This window comes from Malonomonas rubra DSM 5091, from assembly GCF_900142125.1.
GTDB lineage: Bacteria > Desulfobacterota > Desulfuromonadia > Desulfuromonadales > Geopsychrobacteraceae > Malonomonas > Malonomonas rubra.
Map to the genome: position 1 here is coordinate 1 of NZ_FQZT01000008.1, position 22,418 is coordinate 22,418.

Here is a 22,418-nt window from a genome sequence, read left to right on the forward strand (position 1 = left end):
ACAGTACCACGACCGGAGATCGAGAAAACGTCCTCGACCGGCATCAGGAACGGCTTATCAATAGCACGCTCCGGCTCCGGGATGTACTCGTCAACCTGAGCCATCAGTTCCATGATCTTGTCTTTACCGATCTCGTCATCGCGACCCTCAAGGGCAGCCAGAGCAGAACCGGCAATGATCGGAATATCGTCGCCCGGGAAGTCGTAGCTGGAAAGCAGCTCGCGAATCTCCATGTCGACCAGCTCGAGCAGCTCTTCGTCGTCAACCATGTCTGCCTTGTTCAGGAAGACAACCATGGCCGGAACACCAACCTGACGAGCGAGCAGGATGTGCTCACGGGTCTGCGGCATCGGGCCATCGGCAGCGGAGACAACCAGGATAGCGCCGTCCATCTGCGCAGCACCGGTAATCATGTTCTTAACGTAGTCAGCGTGACCCGGGCAGTCAACGTGTGCATAGTGACGTGCTTCGGTCTCATACTCAACGTGAGCGGTGGCGATGGTGATACCGCGCTCGCGCTCTTCCGGAGCGTTGTCGATCTGATCGAAGGCCTTGACTTCACCAGAACCGGAAGCTTCTGCCAGTACCTTGGTGATTGCTGCAGTCAGAGTGGTCTTGCCGTGGTCAACGTGACCAATGGTCCCGATGTTGACGTGCGGCTTTGTCCTCTCAAATTTCTCCTTGGACATGATGATCCTCCCTTTGGATTTTTGTCTTTGTAGCGACAGCTGTTATTTTGTTTCTTTTTTTCGTGACCCAAGCCACTAAGTATAAACGCAAAAACCCCCGCAGAAAAGACTGGAGCCCTCAACCAGATTTGAACTGGTGACCTCATCCTTACCAAGGATGCGCTCTACCGACTGAGCTATGAGGGCTTAACTTGCCTCTTTACTGCGGAGCAGATAAATGGAGCGGGAAACGGGATTCGAACCCGCGACCCTTAGCTTGGAAGGCTAATGCTCTAGCCAGCTGAGCTACTCCCGCCCAAACTCTACTCTTTCATGTGCGGATAAGGAGTCCACGCGGCTCTGCCCCAGTACCTCCGACTTAACGTCTCCTGGCGCACAGCAACCGGGCTTCATCCGGCATGTTTTTAAATGGTGGAGGGGGGAGGATTCGAACCTCCGAAGTCTCTGACGTCAGATTTACAGTCTGATCCCTTTGGCCGCTCGGGAACCCCTCCAGGGGATTTCTCTATTTTCTTGTCAGGCTTTACAGCCGCTTGCTTTTCAGTGGAGCTGGCGAGAGGAATCGAACCCCCAACCTACTGATTACAAGTCAGTTGCTCTGCCTATTGAGCTACGCCAGCACAAGGCGGGATTTATACCCTAGAGCCAAACCGATTGCAAGAAAAAAATCGATATTTTCTGGCTTGCCGCATGCGTGTTTCGCAGCGTGGGTTTTATAGTGCATCGATTCGGGGTTGTCAAGCATTACCGAAGGAAAAGTTTGCGGCAGGATCAACCCTCGGAAAAGCGGTCATCATCACGCAACTCAGCAGCGATATCCGCATCAGGGAAAAATAGACCAAGATGCCTGTCGCAGATCACGACCCACAACAGCAGGGGAAGCAGCAGATCACGGAACAAGTTCCAGACCAAGCCGTACACAAATTGAACGAATGTCTCTTCACCGACAGGCTCCAGCGGTAAAGATGCCGGCCATAAGTAAATTCCAGCCAGGTCGATGGCAACAAAGACACTCAAGCCGATCACCAACATTAACGCGCGCCGGGCCCAATTGATCTTCGGGGTAACAATAACAAAAGACAGATAAACGATCAGCCGAAGGGAACACGCCTCTCCACAGGCAAAGTCTTCTATCTTTGCGACAGACAGCAAACTACCGATCACCTCAAGCAGCAATCGGTAGCCAGCCACCAGCACCTCCTGAAAGAGAGCCAGCAGCAATAAACAGAAGAGTAATTTCAGCAATAAAAAGAGTCTAGGCTTCATGCTTTATGCTGCGTTCAATACCCACAAACCAGACCAATCCGACCAGCAGCACAAAGGTAACCAGCCCAACGTAGTCATAGAAAAAGTTGGTTTTCCACATCAGCAGATCACCTGCCCAGAGCAACCCCCACCAGCGAATCAGGTTAGCCACCAGCAACAGCGGCACGCCGAACAGCAGCGCATTACGCTTTGCTGTCGCAGTCGAAGGGAAAACAAGCACAAAGACGACAAACACCAGTCCAGCAGAGATCACCGCGCACTCAGGAGTAATCGGCCAACCGGACGAAGCCAGATAGAACTCGGCATGATCAATCACCATCTGCACTCCGCCAACGCTCAACATCCACTGTGGCAACTTGTCGCTGAGAACCTTAAGTTGTCCCAGGATGGTTTCAGGCGGGACCAACCAAAGCAACAGGTTAAACAGCAGCGCCAAACCTGCCAGCACCAGTATTCCCTTGGTGAGAGTGATTGGCTTATGTTCTTTTGCAACCTCGATTTTGATTCGTTGTTTATTGCGCAGCAGTTTCTTATCGATCGCCATTGACTTCACCCCTTGCTCTTTGCAGTAACTTTTTATTGCTAACGAAAGCAAAGGTTTGCAAGCGACAAGCCAATATCTGAACAAAAGCCTGCACAATAAAAGACACACAGGGCTCCTCATTAAGCTGACCGGGAGAAACCCCTGAACTCACAGCTTTTTTTGGCTGACTGTTTAATCGGCAGGAAGGAATCGAAAAGTTTCCCGGGACACCGGGAAAAATCTCAAATAAGCGCAACGCCAAAAAACAAAAAGGGCATTTCCCCAAATCGGATGGAAAAATGCCCAGAAGTTCAACCATCATTTTTTCGTATCGGCCCGATCGATAGTGTTCCTAGCTTTCGCGTTCGTCCAGCTGTGATTTTAACGGCAGACGAATGCTGAAAGTTGTTCCTTCCCCGAGAACACTGCGAACCTTGATACTACCTCCATGATTTTCAATGATACCGTAAGAAATCGACAGCCCCAAACCGGTCCCGTCACGTTCCTTGGTCGTAAAGAACGGATCAAAAATCTGTTTCAGTTGCTCTTCTTCAATACCGAAACCGGTGTCGCCAACCTCCACCAGCACATCATGCTCCTCCAACACACTCTGAATTGTCAGAGTGCCTCCGGACGGCATCGCCTGGCAGGCATTCATCACCAGGTTCATAAAAACTTGGCGGATCTGGCCACGATCGAGTGGAAGAGCAGGCAGTTCAGGGTGATAATTCCTGACGAAATCAACATTCTGTGCAATCGGCTGCTGGGAAATCAGGTTTATGCTTTCATCGATCACCTGATGCAACGAGCAGGACGTCTTCTCTGGAATCGACGAACGGGAGAACTCCAGCAAACCCTGAACAATCTGCGAGCACCTCTGCGTCTCTCGCTTGATCGTTTCCAGATTTTCCTTCAGGTCGGGGTCCACATTTTTATGATTGGCCGCCAGCGATGAAAACAGCAGAATCCCTGAGAGGGGGTTGTTGATTTCATGTGCAATGCCCGCGACCAGTTCGCCCAGCGATGCAAGCTTGGCGGACTGCAGCAACTGCGTCTGGGTTTTCTCAAGTTCTGCGGTGCGCTGGACAACTTTCGTCTCCAGCGTCTGACCCCAGTTTTTCAGCTGCCGCTGGGCCTCTTCGAGATTTTCCGCCATGGCATCAAAGGAGTTCGACAATTTACCCAGCTCATCGCTGCGGCGGCTGCGTATGCGCGCACTCAAGTCCCCACGGGAAAGGCGCCCGGTGTGTTCGAGCATATCCTCAACCGGCTGCCTCACCAGTTTCTGCGTCAGCAGCGACAAGCTGAGGCCAAGCACACAAAGCAGGAAAATTGTAAACGCGACGACACTTTTTTCATAATTCAACAGGGTCGCCTGCATACTGCTGAGCGACACCTGCACATCAAGAATGCCCAGAACCTGCTGCTCCGCAGCATGCACATGGCAGGCAGCAGTTGAGCAACTCGGCAGATTGACGATCTCCCGCGTCACCCCCAGCACCCTGTCGCCCTGCTCGTTCTCGAAGAAACGGCTACGGTTGACCAGCTCCACATGCACGCCATCTTCAGCCTGAACCTGAGAGATTTCAGCATCACAATGACAACCGTTACAGGCCTCAGCACCACGATTGACAGTGCTTCCGACCTCGCGATCCTGGGTAGAAAAAGTAATCAAGCCAGCCTTGTTGAACAGGCGAACCTTCTCGATCCCTTCCTGCCCGGCAATCTCGTTGATCATCTTGTAGGCCTGCTGGCGGTGATCTTCGAGCATCTGATAATGAGTGATATTGATGATGGTTTCGCCGAGAGTATCGACTTCACGCAAGGTGTCCTGCAGCCAGATGCGCTCCAGCATATTGATGTTGTAGAGGCTGAAAGTCACCATGGTGATCAGGATGACCAGACCGGTGACCAGGCTGAATTTTGTCGTCAGCTTTGTCTTCACAAACTACCTAAATCGAGTGGCACAAGCAGCGGGCGGCAAACCCGAAAAAAATTCCACGATTACATCTGTGAGAATCAACCACTTTTCCTATCCCTGTCAAGGTAAATTATCATCGATTTGCCGCAAAAAACCGGGGCTGCAGAATGCGGCCCCGGTTCATATAAGCACATTTACCTGACAGGTGTTGACAATGTTTAACCGTTCTGTCGAACCACCTCAAACAGTGAAACCGCTGCCGCAACAGAAGCATTAAGAGAATTAACCTGCCCCCGCATTGGAATTGCCAGCAGGCCATCACAATGCTTGCGGATGTTTTCACGCAAGCCCTTGCCCTCACTGCCAACCACCAGGGCGATATTGCCACGCAGATCCGATTCGTAAAGATTCTTTGACCCTTCTTCCCCAGCCAGTCCATAACACCAGACACCAGCCTGTTTCAGTTCATCAATGGTACGAGCAAGGTTGGTCACCTGGCAAAGAGGCAGATAAGAAAGGGCCCCAGCGGCAGTTTTTTCGACGACTGGGGTCACAGAACAGGAACGGTCTTTGGCAACGATCACTCCGTGGCAACCAGCGACTTCGGCACTGCGTAAAATGGCACCGAGATTATGCGGATCAGTAATACCGTCGAGCAGGAGAAAAAATGCGCTGTCTCCACGACTCTGCCAACGCTCGAGCAGCACACCGAGATCGGCGTACTTAAAAGGTTCGAGTTTGAGCAACACCCCCTGATGGTGATTGTGCCCAGCGAGGCGATCAAGCTCGCGACGCTCCCGGAAAACGGTCTTCAACCGCAGCTTCTGCGCCAGCGCATGCAGATCTTCCAGCCGCGCCGAACGTTCGCCTTTGGCCAGCAACAACTCCAGCGGCTTGCGCCCGCTGCCGGTTAGCGCTTCCTTGACTGGATTTACACCGTAGAGATAGTCGGCCATCAGCTCAGCGCGACCTCAATCTCTTCAAGGATTTTGCCAGCGGCGTCCAGCGGGTTTGCCGCGGCTGAAATGGGGCGACCGATGACCAGCGCAGTGGCGCCAGCAGCGACTGCGTCAGCCGGGGTGGTGACCCTCTTCTGATCATCGAGGGCGGCAAAGCCGGGCCGCACACCGGGAGTTACGATCTGGAAATCCGGGCCACAAGCCTCACGAACCATCTGCGCTTCCCTCGGCGAGGCAACCACACCATCGAAACCAGCTTCTTTTGCCAGCTTCGCCAAGCGCGTCACCATCTCTTCAACAGGGCGATCGATACCGACACCCCGCAACGTCTCTTCTGTCGATGAGGTAAGAATGGTCACGGCCAGCATAACCGGTCGTTTGTTACCGGTTTCAGCGCACCACGCATCCACCTCCTCGACGGTCTTCTGCATCATCTCCAGGCCACCGAGAGCATGGACATTAAACATCTCCACTCCCAGCTTACAGGCTTCGACCGCTGCCTTGGCAACAGTGTTGGGGATGTCGTGATACTTAAGATCGAGGAACACGCCACCTCCGCGCTCATGCACCATCTGCACAACCTGCGGCCCACACTTGGTAAACAGCTGCTTGCCGATCTTGAACAGACCGACATTTTCATGCAGCTCGCTGACCCATTTTTCAGCGGCAGCGAAGTCATCCACATCCATAGCAAAAATCAGCCGTTGCTTAGCGTCCTGTTTCATAGTGTTACCTCTCAACCAGCGCCCTGACCCGCGTGGTAGTATCCTGTACCCGTGCAATCAGCGGCCGCGCCTGATCGGCGTCCAGCTCGCGGCGCACCAGCATGGTTTGCTGAAAAGCCAATTCACATAATGAATCGGCCAGTAGTTTTTTTCGATCTCCCTCTTCCAGGCCGGCCAGGTTATTGACCAGCTTATTGCCGTCGAAGGTGCCATCCTCCAACAACTCAACCTCACGCATTACGAATGAGTAGGGCTGTTGCAGCTCCCCAAGCAGTGCTTCCACCTGCTGGTGATAATCCTTCACTGGTTTGCGCATCCGCCGAGAGAGAATTTTGAAAAGGTTATTATAGATGGTCAGAATCTCGCCGAGCTCCCCCTCGACCTCATTGGCCGGCGACTCTTCCATCTGCAGCAGTTTCCGCTCGAGCAAACCGTAAAGAGTACGGATACCATCAAACTCGCGCAGTCCCGCTTTGCGAAACAGATCACGTGCAGGGAGCTTACCGGCTTCAGCGAAATGAAGTAGCTTGTTCTCCGCTTGGTTCAGGTTCTCCTGCATATTCCCTGTCGGCACCGGAAAGTAATCGAGAGAGATGACTTTGCGCATGAACAGCGCCTCTTCATCCTGCCGGCGCAACCCTTCCATGATCAGGTTCTGGGTGCTCATCGACAGGCGCAGGATCTCTTCCTGATCAAGAGCCCTCGATTCAAAATGGAAACTGCCGCCTGCCTCGTTAAACAGGCTGTAGACAATCCCTTCAACCTGGCTTCGAGTTGCCTGCCAGAGTTGGCGCGGAGAGACCAAGCCGCGATCGACCAGCAGTTTGCCAAGCGTGACTCGGCCTTTGACCTGCTGACGAATTTCCAGCAAGGCGTCCCGTTCGACCTGTCCCAGAGAAAAAAGGATTTCCCCCAAGTCTTCGTTGGCAAAAGTGCTCGAGGCAAAAACGATTTCACCCTGCTGGAAAAAGATCTGCTTGCTGCCGTTTGCGAGGGAAAAGTGAAGGATGCCGTTTTTGCGGAACATGTTGAAAAACGACAGCAGATCCGGGACAGAGATATCGCCCAGTAATCCGGCCAACAACACCGGGTTTTCCTTCTCCGGCCGCCCCAACAGCAGGTGGCCGGGTGAACTCGAAACCGGCTGCAGAGCCTCCTGTCCCAGTTGATGGCGAATCGCCAACGGCAGCTTGAGGTGGCCGTCGGCGTCGATCTTCAAATCACTCATCGCCGGTCACATCCCAAAAATCAGGCCAGGGCTTCAGCAACCTGCTGCTGAACGGTTTTCGCTGCGGAGGTCAGCGGCATCAAGCTCATTTCACCGGAGGCACGCTGCTTCAGTTCAACATTGCCCTCTTTCAGGTTGCGGGCTCCGACGGTGATACGCAGCGGAATGCCGATCAGATCAGCGTCCTTGAACTTGATGCCAGGGCGCTCGTCGCGATCGTCGAGCAATACCTCAACGCCCATATCGAGCAGCTCCTGATAAAGCTGCTCCGAAGCTTCACGGACAGCATCATCCTTCGGGTTGACCATCGACACCAGCACCTGGAAGGGTGCCAGCGGCATCGGCAAACACATGCCGTGCTCATCGTGGTTCTGCTCGATGGCGGCAGCGACGGTGCGGCCAACGCCGATACCATAGCAACCCATCACCAGGGTGCGGGTTTTGCCCTGATCATCAAGGACAGTAGCGTCCATCGCCTCGGAATACTTGGTACCAAGCTTGAACACGTGGCCAACCTCAATCCCCCGCCAGCTTTCGAACTTGCCGCAATCACAGCGCGGGCAGGGATCGCCGGCCACCGCCTGGCGGATGTCGGCAAACCGGGTCACTTCAAAATCGCGACCGAGGTTGGCGCCGGTGTAATGGACATCGACAGCGTTGCCACCGACGACGAAATCGGCCATGCCCTGAACTTCAGCATCGGCGATAACCCGAATCTTCAACCCGATCGGCCCGGCGAAACCGACTGGCGCACCGGTCGCTTCCTTCACTTGGGATTCTTCGGCAGGCAATGCCCAGTCGACACCGAGCATATTGGCCAGTTTGATCTCGTTCAGCTCGCGGTCACCGCGCAGCAGCACGGCAACGATTTCCTCATCCGCAGTCTGGACAATCAATGTCTTGATGGTCTGGCTCGGTTCAACCTTGAGGAAATTAGCAACCTCTTCGATCGTCTTCTGTCCCGGGGTGTCGACCTTCTGCAGTTCGGCAGTTGCTGCCGGCGTTTTGATGTCGCGGTAGATCAACTCCGCCTTCTCAACGTTGGCAGCATATTCACAGGCATCGCAGGAAACGATACCGTCCTCGCCCGATTCGGCCAACACCATGAACTCGTGAGAGAAGTTGCCACCAATCGCACCACTGTCCGCCTCGACGGCACGAAACTTAAGGCCGCAGCGCTGGAAGATGGTGCGATAGGCCTGGTACATTTTGGCGTAGGCTGCATCCGCTCCTGCATCATCCAGATCGAAGGAATAGGCATCCTTCATGATGAATTCACGACCACGCATCAAACCGAAGCGGGGGCGAATCTCGTCGCGGAACTTGGTCTGAATCTGGTAGAGATTGAGCGGCAGCTGCTTGTACGATTTAACCGTGTTGCGAACGATGTCGGTAATCACTTCTTCGTGGGTCGGCCCCATACAAAAGTCTGTGTCTTTACGATCCTTGAAACGCAGCAGCTCTTTGCCGTACTTCTCCCAGCGTCCCGACTCCTGCCACAGCTCGGCCGGGTTGGCCATTGGCATCAGGCACTCGATGGCACCTGCCTTGTTCAGCTCTTCGCGGATGATCTGCTCCATCTTGCGAATCGAACGCAGGCCAAAAGGCATGTAATTGTAAACGCCGGCGGCAACCTTGCGGATCATGCCGGCACGCATCATCAACTGATGGCTGACAACTTCGGCATCGGCCGGATTTTCTTTCAGGGTCGGCAGTAGGTACTGGGTATAACGCATAAATATCGATCCTGTGGGTTTGAAGTTTGCTGATATATCGAGAAATTAAGTGGTTTCGTAAAAGAAATGAAAACTACCCCGTTTCTTCCTGAAAAGCAAGCCGCTTGACACTAAAGCACCTCCCAGAAAAGATCGCCGAAGCGGGCATCAGCATGCTGTTTATGACGCCGTTGAATTATTCCGGACGGACAGAAGTCCTAAACCGGCACCTCAACGTTTAACGTGTCATTTCGCTGAACAGGTTATCGTAATCGCTCACGATTTGCGACCAGTCGTACCTCTGCACGCAAGACGACAGCTGGCTCGTATCCTTACCGGCAGCAGCCAGCAGCTGACGTAAACGTGCGAAAAAGCTGTCAAAGCCACTGTATAAACACTCTTTATGAAATTCCGGCGGCAGGTGCTCCGGGTAAGCCAGGCGTTTCGGCAGCAAAGGCCGGCAACCGCAGTAAATCGCCTCAACCACGCTGATGCCGAAAAAATCATGGATCGAGGTCACCGGCAGAATATCGGCCTGCCAGAGCCAGCGAGCGTAATCAGCAATACTTTCGGCATAGCCCCAGTGAACAATCTGCCTCTCCAGTCTCTGCTGTGCTTCAGCAAAGATCGCCGGTTGTTTCTGATAGGATTCGCCCAATACAACCAGCTCGAAATCGACGCCCTGCTCCTGTAACAGAAAAAGAGCGCGGAAAAACTCGTCCGGATTTTTGTCGTACTCCCAGCGATGATTCCAGAGGATCAGTGGTGGCTTGCCACACCGCTCATCACCAGCCGGTTTGTAAACATCAAATTTGCGCAAATCAAGGCCCAGATGCAGGGTACTGCTTTTTTCTGCAATCAACCCAATCGAATCGATTTCGTTGTTGTCGGGGAAGGTCTGCAGAAAAGATGGCAATTGCCCAAGGAAAGCTTCGCGATGATAATCGGAGTTGAACAACACCGCATCTGCTGCCAGCGCAGAGCTGTAATTGATGAAGCAGTAGTGGGCATCCCTTTTCAGATCGGGGTCTGCATCACTCGGCGACCAGGGATAGCTGAGCTGGTTTTCGTGCATATAGAGAGCAACCGGGATGTCGGCTGTCACTTCCCGTGTCAGGGCGAGAAAAGTGGTCAGGTCGAGCATATCTGTCGCCAAAAGGAGGGCGGGCCGTAAGCCCAGCGCATGAAACTGCTTCGCCAGCGACACCGCCCCGCCATGCATCCGCCATTTCCAATATTTACCCTCTAGGCCGAGAATTGTGACCTTGTGACGGCTGTGTGCGGCATATCCGTTCGCCCAAGCCGCATGTGAACCAACCAGAAAGGGTTCAAGCAGTACGATTTCCATCGACGTGATCAGCCTATCCCTCAACCATCTTCCAGGCTTCAGCCACCAGCGCATCGGCCAGTTCGTTCTGCGGCACTTTGCGTAGCACCTCGCCCTTGCAGAACAGCAACCCCTGGCCTTTGCCGCCGGCGATACCGAGATCGGCTTCGCGGGCCTCACCGGGGCCGTTGACCACACAGCCCATAACGGCAATGGTCAGCGGTTTTGGCAAGTCCTGCAAGCGTTGCTCAACCTCTTCAGCGATCTCGATCAGGTCGATTTCACAGCGACCGCAGGTTGGACAGCTGACAAACACCGGGCCGTGTTCACGCAACTCCAATGATTTGAGAATTTCGAAACCGACGCGCACTTCTTCCACCGGATCACCGGTCAGGGAAACTCGCAAAGTATCGCCGATCCCTTCGTACAGCAAACTGCCGAGACCGACAGCACTTTTGATGGTACCGCTCCAGGTAGTCCCGGCTTCAGTGATTCCGATATGCAGCGGATAATCGACCTGAGTCGCCAGCCGCCAATAAGCTTCAACTGTACGGCGGACATCAGAGGCTTTGAGGCTGACCTTGATCTCCTGGTAGTTCAGGTCCTCCAAAATACGGATATGACCAAGGGCACTTTCGGCCATCGCTTCAGGGGTCGGGTGACCGTATTTTTCCAGCAGCTCCTTTTCCAGCGAACCACCATTGACTCCGATACGAATCGGCACCTGGCGCTCGCGGCAGGCCGCGACCACCTCTTCTACCTTCCAGCGTTCGCCAATATTGCCAGGATTCAGTCGCAGACAATCAACCCCCTGCTCAACAGCAGTCAGTGCCAGCTTGTAGTCGAAGTGGATATCGGCAACCAGCGGGATATTGCAGCCCTGCCTGATCTCTCCCAGGCAGTCCGCCGCCTGCTGGTCCGGCACCGCGCAGCGGACAATCTCGCAACCAGCCTTTTCCAGATCGGCGATCTGTGCCAGCGTCGCCGGCACATTGCGGGTATCGGTGTTGCACATCGACTGCACCGAAATCGGCGCATCACCCCCGATCGCGAGACCACCAAGTTTTATCTGTCGGGATTTACGTCGCATCTCGTTTCCTGCCTTGTCCGTTTAGCGAATGAAATGGGTAAAGACTTTCTGCGCCTGTGGAGCCATTTCGACTTTACCGGCGCCGTTTTCAACCAGTTTCAGGGTGTAAGCCATGTTCTGCCCCAGCACCTGCATGATCTGCACACCCTCTTGATCCTGCAGCACTTCCCCCGGCGTCAAACCATGGATAACGTTCCAGTAGTTGGATGTGGGCACAAGCATTTCTGCGTAATTGATAAAATGATTCAATTGGTCGAAAGTTGGAATACCACCGGAACGCCGCACCGCGGCAACCGCCGCGCCAACCTTGCCGCGCAGCAAACCACCATTGACCCCGGCGACAAAGAAGGAACGATCGAGGAAACATTTCATCGTCCCGGCGATGCCTGAATAGTAGACCGGTGAACCGATCAGGATACCATCCGCGACTTTCATTTTTTGAATCCAGTCGTTGACCTCATCCTTGATGACGCACTGTTCGTTCTGTTGCTTAACGCACTGACCGCAAGCGAGGCAACCACGAATGTTCTTGTTGCCGACATGGATAATTTCACAATCGATTCCCGCTTTTTCCAGCTCAGCAGTCACCAACTGCAGAGCATGGAAAGTGTTCCCCTCGGCTTTGGGGCTACCGTTAAAAGCAACAACTTTCATAGCTAAAATCTCCCTGATTTTGGTGCTGTATTCACAAGAGTGTCAGTTTTGGCATATTTTCCCATCGGTTTCCAGTGAGAACTCGATCAGCAGCAGAGATAATGATAGACAGCAATTGCCTTCAGGAAGTACCCTGCCTCACCAAGCAAACGACAGGACAGAAATTCGTGAAAAAGAAACCAACAAAAAAACCGCAGCTGCGTCCGACCTTGAAGCTGAACATCGACACCCTCGATAGCGAAGGTATTGGCCAGGCCAGGCACGAAAACAAAATTGCACTGGTGCAGGGAGCCTTTCCAGGCGAGACCGTCATCGCCGAGGTCGAACATGAAGGGCGCACCCACGTTTACACCAAGCTGCGCCGTGTGCTGCGCAACGCACCGCAACGCACTGCTAACAATCCCTGCAAAAAAGAACTGGAGTGCCTGGGCTGCCCCCTGATCGGCATGAAGTATCAGAACCAGCTCGACTACAAACAGCAGCGGGTGGAAAAAGCGCTGGCCGATCAGAGCTTGCTGCGTGAACAACTGGTGCTGCCCACCCTCGCCTCTGAGCCGGCAATCGCCTATCGCGCCAGCGCCAAGCTGGTCTTCGGCCGCAAACGGGAGAAGGTGCTGATCGGCCTCTATAAACGCGGCAGCCACGAGGTGATCGACACTGGTGATTGCCCGGTCCATCACCCCCTGATCAACAAAATCATCAAGGTGGTCAAAGAGGAAGTAGAGCACCAGTCGATCTCGGTTTACAGCAGCCGGCACAAGAACGGCCTGCTACGCTACCTGTTGGTTCGCGTCAGCCCGGAAAACGACAAGGCAATGGTCACCTTCGTTAGCAACTTCCGAGATCTGCAGCAGTTGCCGAAGCTGGGCAAGTGGCTGATGCGCAAAGTTCCGGAGGTGATCGCCGTTCACCAGAACGTCAACAGTTCGACCGGCAACGTCATTTTGGGTCAGGAAACGATCAAGTTACACGGCCTTCCCGACCTGATCGACCAGGTCGGCGACATCAAACTGCGCATCGGACCGGAAGCTTTTTTTCAGGTCAACACCTTGCAGGCAGCCCGGATCTACGCACTGGTTCGGCAATGGGCCAAGTTGACGAAAAGAGACAGCACGATAGACGTCTATTGCGGCATCGGTGGCATCGGCCTGCACCTGGCCAAAGATGCGGGAGACCTGATCGGTATCGAATATGTTGAGCAGGCGGTCCGAAATGCGGCCGACAATGCCAAGCTGAACAGACTGGAAAATTGCCGCTTTGTTGCCGGCGATGCAGCAGAACAGTTATCGAGACAGGCTGCGCAACTCAAAAACCTGCGGCTGGTCACCCTCAATCCACCGCGCAAAGGCTGCGCCGAAGAGTTGTTGCAGGCGCTGTGCGCAATCGCCCCACCACAGATCATTTATGTGTCCTGTGATCCGGCGAGTCTGGCCCGCGACCTGCGAATTCTGGTTAATGCGGGCTATTTAATCGAGCAGGTCCAGCCGGTTGACATGTTTCCGCAGACAGCGCACGTGGAAACGGTGGTTGAGTTGAAATTCAAAGGGGAAGATGCTGAATAAAGCGACGCTGGCGGCACTGTTGCTAATTGTCGCCGGGATTATTCACAATTACAGTTTTATGTGCCGAAAGCTTGCTCCGGGAGAGTTGAAAGCTGTCTACCCGACAACAGCGGTCGGCAAGCTGATTTTAGATCTGAGTTGGGTTGGCTTTGCCGCAGTCGGCCTGTTCCTGACATTCGCACTATCGCTACCGCTCGGCGTACTAGCTACGGTTATGTACTTTCTGCTGCAGCCGCCACTGGCCCGACTGCTCGGGTTCAAGGGGCTGACCGACTACGTTAAGCATATCGACAGGAAAAAACCCTGATCCGTCATGCAAATGGAAGCGGACGCCCCATAACACTGAAGATACAGTTGACAAAGCTCTGCACCAACTGGTCTTCTCCCCGCTCTGCACTGAAAATGACCGTACGGTTACGCCGATGCGTGAAGCCCTTCACCTCATGCGCGAGCATCTGACCGTTTTCGAGATACTCCTTAACCATATCCTTCGACATGAAAGAGACCCCGCCACCAGCCAGAACCGTCTGGCAGGTCAAATGCAGATCGTCAGAGGTGACCACACCGTTAAAATCTTCCAGCTGCTTGCCATAGCTTTCCAACCCGGCTCGGACTAGCTTTTTAGAGCTACAGCCATCTTTTCGCGACAAAAGCCGCATTGTCAGCAACGTATCCAGATCGAGCTTTGGAGATGGCAGATTCAGGCTCGGAGAGCTGACAAATGCCAGTTCGTCATCCGGCAGATCGCAGGTATTGAACTCGCTGATATCGGTTTCGCAGCAATGCTCGACCACAGCCAGATCAAACTCGTGATTACGTACCCCTTCAATCGCTGCATCCGGGCTGTTGAATATAAACTTCAGATCGGTCGACCGGCTGGTCCCCATCATAAATGAATTTAATACTCGTGGTAGAAAAACCGTGCCGAATGTCGGTGTGCAGCAGAGGGATATTCGCTGTTTGTTATGCAGGCGCTGCAGGTCGCGAATCAGGGTATCCTGAATCGCCAGAACGCGCTGTGCGCTCTCCATCACCAGTTCACCAGCCGATGTCAGTGCCAGTTTGGAGCCGGCCCGATCGATTAATTTATGGCCGAAACGCTCTTCGAGAAATTTGACCCTTTGCGACACAGCAGACTGGGTCAGGTGAAGCTTTTCAGCCGCCTTGGAAAAACTGCCACATTTAACGGTTGCGACAAGTGTTTTCAGGTAACGCGTATCCATCAAAAACTCCGAATATTTATATGTAAAACTATAAGCTACACTAATATACACTTGAAAATGTTTGGCTTCAACTCTATTCAAAAACATTATAGCCTGCAGATGAAAACACGGCCACTTATGGTAAAATTTTCGCTTCTAAAAGGGTCGTCCTTTAGGCGACTAAAAGTGGTGTTTAACTTTGACCGCTTACCGACAGAATTTATCGGGGCTCACGAACGTTAGCAGCGCCGCCGGCGCACCCCGAAAACTCCAACAGATCAATCCAAAACGGAGGAAAAGGATGAAAGCAAGGAGGCAGATCGCGAAAGCGAAGTTCCTGATTGCCGTTCTTGTCGTCATGCTGGCCGGCTTTACAGGCTCAGCACTGGCTGCAACGGACCACTCGGGATTCTTCGAAGGAACCCTGGATACCGGGCCTGACGTCACCAAGGCCTGCCTTGAGTGCCATGAGGATGCGGCGGAGCAAGTGATGGGAACCACCCATTGGACCTGGTCGAGCAAGCAGAAAATCGACGGCAAGACGGTTCACCGCGGCAAAGTCAACGCACTCAACAATTTCTGAGTGTCCATAGAGGCTAACTGGCCGCGTTGTACGAGCTGCCATGTTGGCTATGGCTGGCAGTCTGCCAGCTTCGATTTCAAAGACCAAAGCAAAGTTGATTGCCTGGTGTGCCACGACACCACCGGCGAATACAAAAAAACCCCGACCGGTGCCGGCATGCCCGACCCGGTTGTCGATCTTCTCTACGTTGCCCGCAATGTCGGCAAGAGCTCCCGCCAGACCTGTGGTAACTGCCACTTCTTCGGCGGCGGCGGCGATGCCGTCAAGCACGGCGATCTGGACAGCAGCATCGCCAACCCGACCCGTGATATCGACGTTCACATGGCGACCGATGGTGGCAATTTCACCTGTGAAGGCTGCCACGTCACAAAGAATCACGACATCACCGGGAATGCGATGGTCGTCTCCCCGAGCAACCAGAAGCATATCGGCTGCGAAGGCTGCCACCAGGGAACCCCGCATTACGAGTCGATTCTCAACAAACACATGAAGAAGGTCGCTTGTCAGACCTGCCACATTCCGACGTTCGCCAAGAAAGTGCCGACCAAAACCTCTTGGGACTGGTCAACAGCCGGCAGCGATATGAAAGGCGGCAAAGACAAGTACGGCAAACCGACCTTCGCCAAAAAGAAGGGCAGCTTTACCTGGGGCAAGAATATCGTTCCGACCTACGCCTGGTACAACGGTCAGAGTCATGTCTACCAACTGGGCGACAAAATGGACCCGACCAAGGTAACCAAGCTGAACGAGCCGATTGGTAGCAAGGATGACCCCAAATCGAAGCTCTATCCGTTCAAAAACCACAAGGGCAAGCAGCCGTACGACAAGAAGAACAACTACTTCACCACCGTTCACCTGTTCGGCAAAGGCGGCTACTGGAAGACCTTCGATTGGGAAAAATCGATTGCTGCCGGCATGAAGTCAAGTGGTGTTCCCTTCAGCGGTGAGTACGATTTTGCAGAAACCATCATGTTCTGGCCGATCAACCACATGGTCTCCCCGGCAGAACAGGCCCTCGATTGTCTCGACTGCCACGGAGACAAGGGACGGCTTGACTGGAAAGCTCTCGGCTACAAGTCCGATCCGATGAAGAAGTAATTCGCTTCTTTGTTTTGATTTTATTGCCCCCAGCGCAGCAGCGCTGGGGGTTTCTTTTTTCCCCTGCGCTGCTGGACATTTGCCGACACATGCCTTAGTCTTTCAGCTGAAAATCAATAAGGAGAACTGAATATATGATTAATCTTGATTACAGTGAATTTCAGTGTCCCTACCCGGTCGTGGAAACCCGCAAGCAAATGCTGGCGAACCCGGGAGAGACTATTTCTGTCCTTGTCGGTGACCAGACAGCGAAAGAAAACGTCAGCCGATTGGCTGAAAAAATGGGCTACCAGGTCAACTGGCAATCAAAGCAGTTGAAGTACGAGTTGACTCTCACCCCAGCGGGTGAAGAAGCCGCCCCACAACCACAACCCGTGACAACATCCAGCAACGATGGAGACACCGTCATCTACTGCGGAAGCGACACCATGGGCCAGGGCGACCCGGAGCTGGGGCGTATTCTATTGAAAAACTTCCTCGCAACGCTGTTGGAAATGGACCCGCTTCCCGACACCATTTTCTTCGTCAACTCCGGTGTCAACATGGTCTGCAGCGGGTCGGAAGCGCTCGAAGCACTGAACACGTTGGCATGCAAAGGTGTTGATATCGCCTCCTGCGGGCTCTGTCTTGATTTTTACAATCTGCAGGCTGAAGTCCAGGTCGGCCGGGTCACCAACATGTTCGATACGGTCGAAACACAGATGCGTGCCGCACGTGTTATCTGCCCGTAGGCAAAATGTCTGGACGGTCAATAAAATCAGCAGCCCAGTGCTTGTATAACAGAACATCATGAGTTAATATCAATGTTCTTGCAGCAACAGGATTAACATAGCCTCCAGGGGGGGAAGGATTTCTTTTGAAAAAGAAGATTTTAGTTGTAGATGACAGCGAGCCGATCCTTGAGCTTGCGTCGACCATGTTGAAATTGCTCGGCTATGAACCAATCAAAGCAAGTACCGGGGTGGAAGCGCTGAAAGCATTGAAAATGGAAAAACCAGCCATGGCTCTGCTCGATGTTATTCTCCCAGACATGGATGGATTCAAAATTTGCCAGCATATTCGCAGCAACACAGAGTTGGCAGAGATGCCTGTTTTTATGGTCTCTGCAAAAAAAACGACGGAAGATATGGAACGCGGCCAGAAAGCCGGCGCCAATGAATATGTCACCAAACCGTTCAAGTCTGCAGAAATGGCTCAACTGATAAAAAAATATATCGGCGATTGATTTAAGTCGGCAACATCAACAGAAACAGAAAAGCTTTCCGCACTCCGGAAAGCTTTTTTTATCCCTGAAAATCCATAGAAAACTGCTAAACTCCTTAAGTTGATCACGCGGAGGAGTCATGTTCAGTACACGTAAAAGCGGCATTCTGCTTCACCCTACATCTTTGCCAGGCCAGCAACCGATCGGTACTCTGGGCAAGGAAGCTTACGATTTTATCGACTGGCTGGTTGAGGCCAATCAGTCTGTTTGGCAAATCCTGCCGCTTGGACCTATCGGCCATGGAAACTGCCCTTACAGCTGCTATTCTGCATTTGCCGGCAACCCTCTCCTGATCAACTTTGCCAAGCTGGTCGAGGCCGGGGATCTGCTCGACCACGAGGTTCCCAAACCGGCAGCTGCCAGTAATCAAGTCAACTTTACCTCCGCCGTCAACCAGACCAGCCTGTTGCGCATCGCAGCGGAACGTTTCAATAAGACGGCAACGCCACTGCGGCGCCAGCAGTTCGAGCAGTTCTGTCGTGAACAAGCTTTCTGGCTGAACGATTATTGTTTCTTCGAAGCGATGCGGCAACTGCAACAGAACCGCAGCTGGCAGCAGTGGCCAGAAGAGATCCGGCAACGCCAGGAGCATGCCCTGCACAAGTGGGGCATACAACTGCAGGATGAAATTGCCTGGCACAAGTACCTGCAGTTCATCTTTTTCGAGCAGTGGTTTGAACTGAAAAACTACGCCAACAGCAAAGGCATTGAAATTTTCGGCGACCTGCCGATTTTTGTCGCAGAGAATTCTGCCGATGTCTGGACCAACCGCCACCTATTCCATCTGGATGAAAAAGATCAGCCCACCATGGTTGCCGGGGTGCCGCCTGACTATTTCAGCAAAACGGGTCAACGCTGGGGGAATCCACTCTACAATTGGCAACGCATGGCAGAAGACAACTACTCCTGGTGGCTTGCTCGCTTCCGCTGGAATCTGCAGCTGTTTGACCTGATCCGCGTCGATCACTTCCGCGGTTTTGCTGCCTGTTGGGCAATACCAGCCGAAGAAGAAACGGCGGTCAATGGCAACTGGCAAAAGGTGCCCGGTGAACAACTCTTCAGCCTGTTGCGCGAAGAATTCAACCCTCTGCCGATTGTCGCCGAAGACCTTGGCGTCATCACTCCGGATGTCGAAAAGCTACGCGATAATTACGAATTGCCCGGGATGAAGATATTGCAGTTCGCCTTCGACTCGGGACCGAAAAACCCGTATCTGCCCCACAATCATCTGCCGAATTCCGTGATCTACACAGGGACCCACGACAACGACACCAGTGCGGGCTGGTGGAGTTCGCTCGACAGTCAAAGCAAGCAGCAGGTGCGCAACTATTTAAAGCGACCCTGTGACGACATGCCCTGGGCACTGATCGAAGCGGCTCTTGTCAGCGTGGCCAAACTAGCCATCATTCCCCTGCAGGACATCCTTGAACTGGACTCCTCCGCACGCATGAATCGCCCCGGGATTGCCCACGACAACTGGCTGTGGCGCAACCTGCCACAGCAGCCTGACGCAAGAATAACCAAGCGATTACAAGAGGTTTCTCTTTTATACGGAAGGGCACTGTGCAATCCCACAGAAACGCAGTAATCCCCCGCTAAGCGCTTGAACAAGCTTTCCCTGCTATGCTATCTTTTGCCGACCTGATAAACGTAGAGCCGCAAACGGCTATCTATTCTGGAGGATACTGTCGTGAAAAAAACACTGAATCTGATCGCAATCTCTCTCGCTGCCCTTGTCCTTGTCGCTTGCAGCCAAGACAAGCCAGCCCAAACAGCCAGCCAAACCCCTGGCTCGGCAACGCCTCCGGCAATGAGCGCCCCAGCCGAACAAGCCCCCAAAGCGGGTGGCACCAGCGGCACCGTCGTAGAAACAATGAACGCAGCTGGATATACTTACGTGCAAGTTGATAGCGGCACCGAAAAGATCTGGGCCGCGGCACCGGCTTTCGAAGTGAAGGTTGGCGACTCTGTCGTTGTGCCTGACGGCATGGCGATGAACAACTATCACAGCAAAACCCTGAACCGTGATTTCCCGGTCGTTTACTTCGTCGACTCAGTTCTCAACGCCAGCGCACCGGCAGCCCCCACTGTTGCAAGTACCGACATGCCTGCTGGTCACCCTGCCACCAACACTGCAGCCCCGGCACCGGATGTTGACCTGAGCAACATCAGCAAAGCAGACGGCGGTCTGACCGTCGGTGAAGTCTACGGCGACAAAGCCAACCTCTCCGGCAAGGACATCGTTCTGCGCGGCAAAGTCGTCAAGTACAGCCCGCAGATCATGGGCAAGAATTGGCTGCACGTTCAGGACGGCAGCGGCGATCAAGCCGCCGGCACCCACGACCTGACTGTCACCACCAACATCACGGCCCAAATCGGTGACACAGTGCTGGTGCAGGGCCCCCTGACAGTCGACAAGGACTTCGGCTACGGCTACCAGTATGATGTCATCATCGAAGACGCTAAGGTCACGGTCGAGTAAAAACTATCCTGTTTAAACAGATGAACTGCAAAAGCCCCAGAATTTTTCTGGGGCTTTTTTTTGAGAAGTGAAATTAAAAAACACACATTACATCTTGACAACTTGCAGACCTAGCATTAACATCTTCTATATATATTTTAATCTCTTTTTCACAGCCCCCTTTAACCACTTTCCACCCCGCAAACACAACAAACAACATGCTTCAGATACGGGGATTTAGAGTTTCTAGAAAAGGAAAAACCATGCAGCTATTCAAAAATCTAAGTATCGGGAAAAAGATATTTGCAGTCACTTCAATCATCATCCTGATTTTTCTGTGCAGCCTGGTTTGGCTCTATACCGGCTATCGTGGACAGATCTACCAGGTCGCGGAAAAAAAACTCACCACGGCAACAGAAACGGCTTGGGGTGTTATCGACCACTACAGCAAGCTCGCTGGCAATGAACTGACGCTCGAAGAAGCCCAGACACAAGCCAAAAACACCATCCGCAGACTCCGCTTCGAAGGGGATAAAATCTATTTCTGGATCAACGACACCCAGCCCAAAATGATCATGCACCCGATCAAACCGGCACTGGACGGCCAGGATCTCTCCAATTCCAAAGACCCGGATGGTCTGCGTCTGTTTGTAGAAATGGTCAAAGTAACCGACAAATCCGGCGCTGGTTTTGTCGAATACCAGTGGCCGAAGCCGGGTGCTGACAAACCCCAACCGAAACTCTCCTTCGTCAAAAAACACCCGCAATGGAACTGGATTATCGGTAGCGGCGTCTACATTGATGATCTCAATGCAAAAGTCAGCCAGGTTTTCTATACCATTATAGCGGCATGTCTCGTGAGCTTGGTGATCTCGATTCTACTTGTTTTCTGGCTCGCTAGATCCATAGCCAGCCCGATGAAACAAACTGTCGACATGATCAACGAGCTGGAGAAAGGCCATTTAACCAGTCGTCTGGGAATGGACCAGACGGATGAAATCGGTCAAATGGCTCAGACAATGGATCGCTTTGCAAACAGCTTGCAACACGAAATAGTTGATAGCCTGCAGAAACTGGCAGCAGGAAACCTGCAATTCGATATTAATGTCCACGACAGCAAAGATGAAATTCGTGGCGCTTTGAAAAAGCTCGAAGTCGACCTGAACAACATCATGGGAATGATTCAATCAGCTGGTCATCAGATTGCCGCTGGCAGTACGAACGTCGCCGACTTTTCACAAGCGCTCTCGCAAGGAGCTACTGAATCTGCAGCATCGCTGGAAGAGATTTCCAGCTCGCTCAACCAGATGTCAGGCCAAACCAATCTGAACGCCGACAACGCCAATCAGGTCAATCAACTTTCCAGCGAAGCGCAAAAAGCTGCTGAAGACGGTAATCAGCGGATGGGTCAGATGGTTGCGGCGATGGAAGATATCAGTGAAGCCGGACAAAACATTAACAAGATCATCAAAGTCATCGACGAGATCGCGTTCCAGACCAATCTGCTAGCACTCAATGCTGCGGTTGAAGCCGCGCGTGCCGGTCAACACGGTAAAGGGTTTGCCGTTGTTGCAGAAGAGGTTCGCAACCTCGCAGCCCGTAGCGCCAAAGCTGCCCAGGAGACTGCCGACCTGATCGCCGGCTCTGTGGAAAAAACCAACCGCGGCGCTGAAATTGCGCAACACACTGCAGGGGCTCTGGAGTCGATCAACGAACATATTTCGAAGGTCTCTGACTTGGCCGAAGAGATTGCAGCTGCGTCGAAAGAGCAGGCCGAAGGCATCTCCCAGATCAACGAGGGACTTGGTCAAATTGACCAGGTGATCCAGCAAAACACGGCAACTGCCGAGGAAAGCGCTTCGGCAGCAGAAGAGCTCTCCAGCCAGGCGGATGAGCTTCTGAATATGTTGACACGCTTCAAGCTGAAGGGACAAGCAGTCAGCCAGTCTTTACCGGCAGCAGCCAGTGCCCCGCCCCCTCGATCTTCAGCGACACCACCAGCTGTCGGCTGGGGCGGAACACCAAGCTCCTCCGGCCCAAAGATTTCGCTGGACGATGATGAGTTCGGCAAATTCTAGCTTTCTTCAGCGATCAAAGTCAGCCCGGTTCCACAAGGAACCGGGCTTTCTTTTTTCATGTGGCCTTGAAGCC

At 53.2% G+C, this 22,418-nt stretch carries 21 protein-coding genes and 4 tRNA genes; 8 read left to right on the forward strand and 17 right to left on the reverse strand.

Features of this window, described 5'->3' with window-relative positions; genetic code table 11:
- The 16 genes from BUB13_RS11370 to BUB13_RS11440 all read right to left on the reverse strand — a co-directional run.
- The coding region (locus BUB13_RS11370; protein WP_139249367.1) for a GTP-binding protein at positions 1 to 689 on the reverse strand (689 nt) is incomplete at its 3' end.
- 110 nt (positions 690 to 799) lie between these two features.
- Positions 800 to 875, reverse strand: a tRNA-Thr gene (locus tag BUB13_RS11375).
- Between the two features lie 32 nt (positions 876 to 907).
- Positions 908 to 984, reverse strand: a tRNA-Gly gene (locus BUB13_RS11380).
- Positions 985 to 1,098: 114 nt separating this feature from the next.
- Positions 1,099 to 1,183: transfer RNA gene (locus tag BUB13_RS11385), tRNA-Tyr, on the reverse strand.
- A gap of 50 nt (positions 1,184 to 1,233) precedes the next feature.
- Positions 1,234 to 1,309, reverse strand: a tRNA-Thr gene (locus BUB13_RS11390).
- Positions 1,310 to 1,460: 151 nt separating this feature from the next.
- Complete coding sequence (locus BUB13_RS11395) at positions 1,461 to 1,955, reverse strand: hypothetical protein (RefSeq protein WP_072908885.1); 495 nt, start codon at positions 1,953 to 1,955, stop codon at positions 1,461 to 1,463.
- Positions 1,945 to 2,499, reverse strand: coding sequence for a hypothetical protein (locus BUB13_RS11400; protein ID WP_072908886.1), 555 nt, complete (start codon positions 2,497 to 2,499; stop codon positions 1,945 to 1,947). Before BUB13_RS11400 ends, BUB13_RS11395 begins: the two co-directional genes overlap by 11 nt.
- Complete coding sequence (locus BUB13_RS18995) at positions 2,486 to 2,797, reverse strand: hypothetical protein (protein ID WP_161947649.1); 312 nt, start codon at positions 2,795 to 2,797, stop codon at positions 2,486 to 2,488. Before BUB13_RS18995 ends, BUB13_RS11400 begins: the two co-directional genes overlap by 14 nt.
- Positions 2,798 to 2,830: 33 nt before the next feature.
- On the reverse strand, positions 2,831 to 4,423 hold the full coding sequence (locus BUB13_RS11405) for a HAMP domain-containing histidine kinase (protein WP_072908887.1): 1,593 nt from the start codon (positions 4,421 to 4,423) through the stop codon (positions 2,831 to 2,833).
- A gap of 194 nt (positions 4,424 to 4,617) precedes the next feature.
- The gene (gene rlmB, locus BUB13_RS11410) at positions 4,618 to 5,355 is read right to left on the reverse strand and encodes a 23S rRNA (guanosine(2251)-2'-O)-methyltransferase RlmB (RefSeq protein WP_072908889.1); all 738 of its coding nucleotides are present in this window, start codon (positions 5,353 to 5,355) and stop codon (positions 4,618 to 4,620) included.
- The gene (gene pyrF, locus BUB13_RS11415; RefSeq protein WP_072908890.1) at positions 5,355 to 6,083 is read right to left on the reverse strand and encodes an orotidine-5'-phosphate decarboxylase; all 729 of its coding nucleotides are present in this window, start codon (positions 6,081 to 6,083) and stop codon (positions 5,355 to 5,357) included. Before pyrF ends, rlmB begins: the two co-directional genes overlap by 1 nt.
- 4 nt (positions 6,084 to 6,087) lie before the next feature.
- On the reverse strand, positions 6,088 to 7,311 hold the full coding sequence (locus BUB13_RS11420; protein ID WP_072908891.1) for a DUF4388 domain-containing protein: 1,224 nt from the start codon (positions 7,309 to 7,311) through the stop codon (positions 6,088 to 6,090).
- A gap of 20 nt (positions 7,312 to 7,331) precedes the next feature.
- Positions 7,332 to 9,047, reverse strand: coding sequence for a proline--tRNA ligase (locus BUB13_RS11425; RefSeq protein ID WP_072908893.1), 1,716 nt, complete (start codon positions 9,045 to 9,047; stop codon positions 7,332 to 7,334).
- Between the two features lie 217 nt (positions 9,048 to 9,264).
- A complete protein-coding gene (locus BUB13_RS11430; RefSeq protein ID WP_072908894.1) occupies positions 9,265 to 10,374 on the reverse strand; it encodes a tRNA-queuosine alpha-mannosyltransferase domain-containing protein in 1,110 nt (369 codons plus the stop codon).
- A 13-nt stretch (positions 10,375 to 10,387) separates the two neighbouring features.
- Positions 10,388 to 11,443, reverse strand: coding sequence for a flavodoxin-dependent (E)-4-hydroxy-3-methylbut-2-enyl-diphosphate synthase (ispG, locus tag BUB13_RS11435; RefSeq protein ID WP_072908895.1), 1,056 nt, complete (start codon positions 11,441 to 11,443; stop codon positions 10,388 to 10,390).
- Positions 11,444 to 11,464: 21 nt separating this feature from the next.
- A complete protein-coding gene (locus BUB13_RS11440) occupies positions 11,465 to 12,097 on the reverse strand; it encodes a flavodoxin family protein (protein ID WP_072908897.1) in 633 nt (210 codons plus the stop codon).
- Positions 12,098 to 12,264: 167 nt separating this feature from the next.
- Here BUB13_RS11440 and rlmD point away from each other — a divergent pair, with 167 nt between their 5' ends.
- Positions 12,265 to 13,659 carry a 23S rRNA (uracil(1939)-C(5))-methyltransferase RlmD gene (gene rlmD / locus BUB13_RS11445; RefSeq protein ID WP_072909035.1) on the forward strand — a complete coding sequence of 465 codons (1,395 nt, stop codon included), beginning with the start codon at positions 12,265 to 12,267 and terminating at the stop codon, positions 13,657 to 13,659.
- Entirely contained in the window at positions 13,649 to 13,966 is a 318-nt protein-coding gene (locus tag BUB13_RS11450; protein WP_072908898.1) for a hypothetical protein, read from the forward strand. Before rlmD ends, BUB13_RS11450 begins: the two co-directional genes overlap by 11 nt.
- 4 nt (positions 13,967 to 13,970) lie before the next feature.
- On the opposite strand, the gene BUB13_RS11455 is transcribed toward BUB13_RS11450, so the two are convergent.
- On the reverse strand, positions 13,971 to 14,882 hold the full coding sequence (locus BUB13_RS11455) for a LysR family transcriptional regulator (protein WP_072908899.1): 912 nt from the start codon (positions 14,880 to 14,882) through the stop codon (positions 13,971 to 13,973).
- Between the two features lie 316 nt (positions 14,883 to 15,198).
- Here BUB13_RS11455 and BUB13_RS11460 point away from each other — a divergent pair, with 316 nt between their 5' ends.
- From BUB13_RS11460 to BUB13_RS11485, 6 genes are all read left to right on the forward strand, one after another.
- Entirely contained in the window at positions 15,199 to 16,542 is a 1,344-nt protein-coding gene (locus BUB13_RS11460; protein WP_161947651.1) for a tetrathionate reductase family octaheme c-type cytochrome, read from the forward strand.
- Positions 16,543 to 16,676: 134 nt separating this feature from the next.
- Positions 16,677 to 17,273 carry a sulfurtransferase-like selenium metabolism protein YedF gene (gene yedF / locus BUB13_RS11465; RefSeq protein ID WP_072908901.1) on the forward strand — a complete coding sequence of 199 codons (597 nt, stop codon included), beginning with the start codon at positions 16,677 to 16,679 and terminating at the stop codon, positions 17,271 to 17,273.
- Positions 17,274 to 17,398: 125 nt separating this feature from the next.
- Positions 17,399 to 17,767: a response regulator gene (locus tag BUB13_RS11470; RefSeq protein WP_072908903.1), complete on the forward strand. Its 369-nt coding sequence runs from the start codon at positions 17,399 to 17,401 to the stop codon at positions 17,765 to 17,767.
- Between the two features lie 118 nt (positions 17,768 to 17,885).
- Positions 17,886 to 19,394 (forward strand): 4-alpha-glucanotransferase, encoded by a 1,509-nt coding sequence (gene malQ, locus BUB13_RS11475; protein ID WP_072908905.1) that lies wholly within the window; start codon positions 17,886 to 17,888, stop codon positions 19,392 to 19,394.
- A gap of 102 nt (positions 19,395 to 19,496) precedes the next feature.
- The gene (locus tag BUB13_RS11480; RefSeq protein ID WP_084092048.1) at positions 19,497 to 20,288 is read left to right on the forward strand and encodes a hypothetical protein; all 792 of its coding nucleotides are present in this window, start codon (positions 19,497 to 19,499) and stop codon (positions 20,286 to 20,288) included.
- Between the two features lie 242 nt (positions 20,289 to 20,530).
- On the forward strand, positions 20,531 to 22,345 hold the full coding sequence (locus BUB13_RS11485; protein WP_072908906.1) for a methyl-accepting chemotaxis protein: 1,815 nt from the start codon (positions 20,531 to 20,533) through the stop codon (positions 22,343 to 22,345).
- Positions 22,346 to 22,418 lie beyond the last annotated feature (73 nt).

What these genes read in the sequence shown, in the direction of transcription:
- BUB13_RS18995 (WP_161947649.1), bottom strand. Translation starts at nt 2,797, where the DNA reads ATGGTTGAACTTCTGGGCATTTTTCCATCCGATTTGGGGAAATGCCCT.
- BUB13_RS11420 (WP_072908891.1), bottom strand. Translation starts at nt 7,311, where the DNA reads ATGAGTGATTTGAAGATCGACGCCGACGGCCACCTCAAGCTGCCGTTG.
- BUB13_RS11395 (WP_072908885.1), bottom strand. Translation starts at nt 1,955, where the DNA reads ATGAAGCCTAGACTCTTTTTATTGCTGAAATTACTCTTCTGTTTATTG.
- BUB13_RS11450 (WP_072908898.1), top strand. Translation starts at nt 13,649, where the DNA reads ATGCTGAATAAAGCGACGCTGGCGGCACTGTTGCTAATTGTCGCCGGG.
- malQ (WP_072908905.1), top strand. Translation starts at nt 17,886, where the DNA reads ATGTTCAGTACACGTAAAAGCGGCATTCTGCTTCACCCTACATCTTTG.
- BUB13_RS11455 (WP_072908899.1), bottom strand. Translation starts at nt 14,882, where the DNA reads ATGGATACGCGTTACCTGAAAACACTTGTCGCAACCGTTAAATGTGGC.
- BUB13_RS11425 (WP_072908893.1), bottom strand. Translation starts at nt 9,047, where the DNA reads ATGCGTTATACCCAGTACCTACTGCCGACCCTGAAAGAAAATCCGGCC.
- BUB13_RS11440 (WP_072908897.1), bottom strand. Translation starts at nt 12,097, where the DNA reads ATGAAAGTTGTTGCTTTTAACGGTAGCCCCAAAGCCGAGGGGAACACT.
- rlmB (WP_072908889.1), bottom strand. Translation starts at nt 5,355, where the DNA reads ATGGCCGACTATCTCTACGGTGTAAATCCAGTCAAGGAAGCGCTAACC.
- ispG (WP_072908895.1), bottom strand. Translation starts at nt 11,443, where the DNA reads ATGCGACGTAAATCCCGACAGATAAAACTTGGTGGTCTCGCGATCGGG.
- pyrF (WP_072908890.1), bottom strand. Translation starts at nt 6,083, where the DNA reads ATGAAACAGGACGCTAAGCAACGGCTGATTTTTGCTATGGATGTGGAT.
- BUB13_RS11430 (WP_072908894.1), bottom strand. Translation starts at nt 10,374, where the DNA reads ATGGAAATCGTACTGCTTGAACCCTTTCTGGTTGGTTCACATGCGGCT.
- BUB13_RS11400 (WP_072908886.1), bottom strand. Translation starts at nt 2,499, where the DNA reads ATGGCGATCGATAAGAAACTGCTGCGCAATAAACAACGAATCAAAATC.
- BUB13_RS11485 (WP_072908906.1), top strand. Translation starts at nt 20,531, where the DNA reads ATGCAGCTATTCAAAAATCTAAGTATCGGGAAAAAGATATTTGCAGTC.
- yedF (WP_072908901.1), top strand. Translation starts at nt 16,677, where the DNA reads ATGATTAATCTTGATTACAGTGAATTTCAGTGTCCCTACCCGGTCGTG.